Genomic DNA, 2,842 nt, shown 5'->3' with positions numbered 1-2,842 from the left:
GTCGGTGCGCGCCGGTCGGCCGCCGGCGCTCGCCGCGGGCCGCTGGTGGCGGCGGTGGGTCTCGCCGGGGTGACCGTCGCGGTGGACGTCGTGGGCGTCGAGCCGCCGGGCGTCGCGGGCCGAGCAGTCGCGGCAGGTGCTGAACCACGGGGCGATCGCCGTGCCGCACTCCTCGCAGCGCCCGGAGGCCGAGAGCGTGATCGCGTCGGGCAGGAGTTCGGTGATCCGGGTGGCGCAGGCGTCCTCGACGAGCGCGGCGTCCTCACTGGTCAGACCGCCGACGTCGGGGAACGAGCGGAGCAGCGTCTGGGCGTCGCGGGCCGCGGCGGCTGCCTGCTCGTAGTCCTCCACCCTGCCCTTGACCGGCATCGGCTCGAGCACCGTCTCCGGCGCGACGGGCAGGCCGACGGCCGACTGCAGCGCGGCCTTGGCCAGCACCAGCCAGCGGGTGCGCCGCGGCGGGTTGTAGTCGATCGGCAGGTTGATCAGGCGCCACACGGTCCAGAGATCGCCGGCGGCACCGAGCGGGCCCTTGAGCAGCGGCAGCAGGGCGTGCACCCGCACGATGAGCGAGGTGACGTCGTCGGCGGTCATCGCCTGGTCGCGGGTGGCGGCACGCGCCCACGACATCCACCGGGTCAGCGCCTCGGGGAGGTCGACGGGCTCGAAGGCCCCGAGGTCGTCGAGTTCCGGACGCAGTCGCGGCGCGCGCTTCGGCAGGTCGCTCATGGCGTCACCGCGGGCGACCTCGGCGCCGGCCACGAGCAGTCCGGCGTCGGGCTTGAGCCCGGCCACTCCGGCGAGGACGCCGGCCTGGCCGTGCCCGGTCAGCCCGTAGCGCCCGGCCCGACCGGCGATCTGGGCCGTCTCCCAGGTGCGCAGCGGACGCCGCTCGACGCCGTCGAACTTGGTCGTCTCGGCGAACAGCACCGTCGTGGCCGGCACGTTGATGCCGTGGCCGATGACGTCGGTGGTGACCAGCACCTCGAGCTCGCCCCTGGTGAACCGGTCGATGACGCTGCGCCGCGTGGCCGGCGGCAGCGCGCCGTAGAGGACGCCGACCTTGCCGGGCCGCTGCGGGTCGAGCGCCGCGGCGACGGCGTAGACGGCCTTGCGGGAGAACGCGACGACCAGGGTCTGCGGCCGCACGCCCTCGGGCCGGACGGGTGCGCGGAGGACGTCGAGCCGCGAGAGCCGCTTGTGGTTGACCACGGACAGCTTCTTGGTGTCCGCGACCAGCGGCTTGAGCAGCAGATAGGCCTCGGCGGCGGAGATGAGGTGCATCTCGCGGTACTCGCCGGTCAGCACGAGACGGGCCCAGTGGTGGCCTCGGTCGGGGTCGGCGACCCAGTGCGACTCATCGAGCACGAGCAGGTCGCCGCGCATGGGCGCCTTCTCCACGGTGCAGCAGACGATCGGGGCGTCGGAGTTGATCTCCTCCTCGCCGGTGGAGAGGCCGACGGTGCCCGCGGGGAGCTGTGCGGACAGCCGCTCGTACGCCTCGTGCGCCAGCTGGCGCAGCGGTGCGGCGTAGACCCCGCGGCCGTTCATGGCCAGCGCGAGCAGGGAGTCGTAGGTCTTGCCGGAGTTGGTCGGCCCGAGGTGGAAGACGACCTGCTCGGGGCGGACGGTGCGCACCGGGAGCTCCGGCTCGGCGCCCTCGACCCAGCTCTGCTGGGCGAGGCGCTCGATGCGGGCGGCGGCGCGGTCGTCGTCGCGGGCCCGGCCCTCGCGCTCGGTGGCGCGCTCACGGCGTCGGGTGGGGTACTGCGGGGTGTCACTCACAGGTCGGAAGAAGCCTTCGTCAGGAGAAAGTCGGGGCGGATCGACGCGAGTTGTCGCGGACCCTACGGGGGGTAACGCCAGGAACACGGCGAACATGCCCGGCACGCCCGGGACGTCCGGCGCGGAGGGTCCGTCAGCGGAGGCGGCGGGCGGCGGCGGTCAGGGTGCGGGCGGTGAGGCGGCCGTCGGCCAGGCCCAGGTCGACGACGTCGTCGAACACCCGCTGGTCGTCGCCGGCGGCGCGGAAGACGGCGTCCATGACCGTCGGCAAGCGGCTGGCCCAGGACGCCGTCGAGGAGTGCCGGAGGTGTCGGCCCAGTCGCAGGTGCAGCGCCCGGCGGTAGACGGCGCCCGCGTCACCGCCGCGCACCGCGGCTCCGCCGGCGAGCGCCCCGGAGAGGACGGCGTAGAAGATGCCCTCGCCGGTCAGCGGGTTGATCAGCGACGCGGCATCCCCGGCCAGCAGCACCCGGCCGTCCCGCTGCCGAGGCCGTCCGGTCGACAGCGGCAGCCGGTGGGCCTTGAGCTCGCGCGCCTCGACGCCGGGCAGGAGCCGCTGCAGCCCGGCGAGCAGCCCCTCCCGGTTGACCCCGCCGGAGACCAGTTCGCCGTACCCGACGTTCGCCCGCCCGTCGCCGAGCGGGAATGACCAGGCGTAGGCCGGCCAGCGCTGCTCGGTCGTGAGGATGACCTGCACGCCGTCCGTGCCCGGGAGTGCCGGTGCGTAGCCGCGGATGGCGATGGCCAGCTGGTCGTCGCGGTTCGGGCCCAGGCCGATCGCCCGGCGGACGACGGACTCCGCGCCGTCGGCCGCGACGACGACGGCGGCGGTGAACGACCCGTCCACCTCGACGTGATCCGGGCGCACCGTCACCCGGCGGACGACGTGCCGCCGCAGCTCGGCGCCGGAGGCGAGCGCCGCGGTGAGCAGCCGGTCGGGAATTGGAGTTGGTGCTCGGCTCACTGCAGCAGTGGGGCGACCGGTACCTGCCGCGGCCGGAGGGGCCCACCGTGGAGCGCCGCGCGGTCCCCACCGACCGCCTGGTGCACGTCGCAT

General features: G+C 74.9%; 2 protein-coding genes. Both read right to left on the bottom strand.

Annotation, left to right across the window (positions count from 1 at the left end):
* Positions 1 to 1,785, bottom strand: a 1,785-nt coding sequence (locus tag E4P38_RS22645; protein ID WP_135134246.1) for a helicase-related protein, incomplete at its 3' end; no start/stop codon positions are given.
* Between the two features lie 133 nt (positions 1,786 to 1,918).
* Positions 1,919 to 2,749 (bottom strand): geranylgeranyl reductase, encoded by an 831-nt coding sequence (locus E4P38_RS22640; RefSeq protein WP_245161249.1) that lies wholly within the window; start codon positions 2,747 to 2,749, stop codon positions 1,919 to 1,921.
* Between the last annotated feature and the right edge of the window lie 93 nt (positions 2,750 to 2,842).

The sequence above is a fragment of the Blastococcus sp. CT_GayMR16 genome (assembly GCF_004570875.1).
GTDB lineage: Bacteria > Actinomycetota > Actinomycetes > Mycobacteriales > Geodermatophilaceae > Blastococcus_B.
The sequence above is the reverse complement of the archived record's forward strand: the minus strand, read 5'-3'. Positions and strand labels throughout refer to the sequence as shown.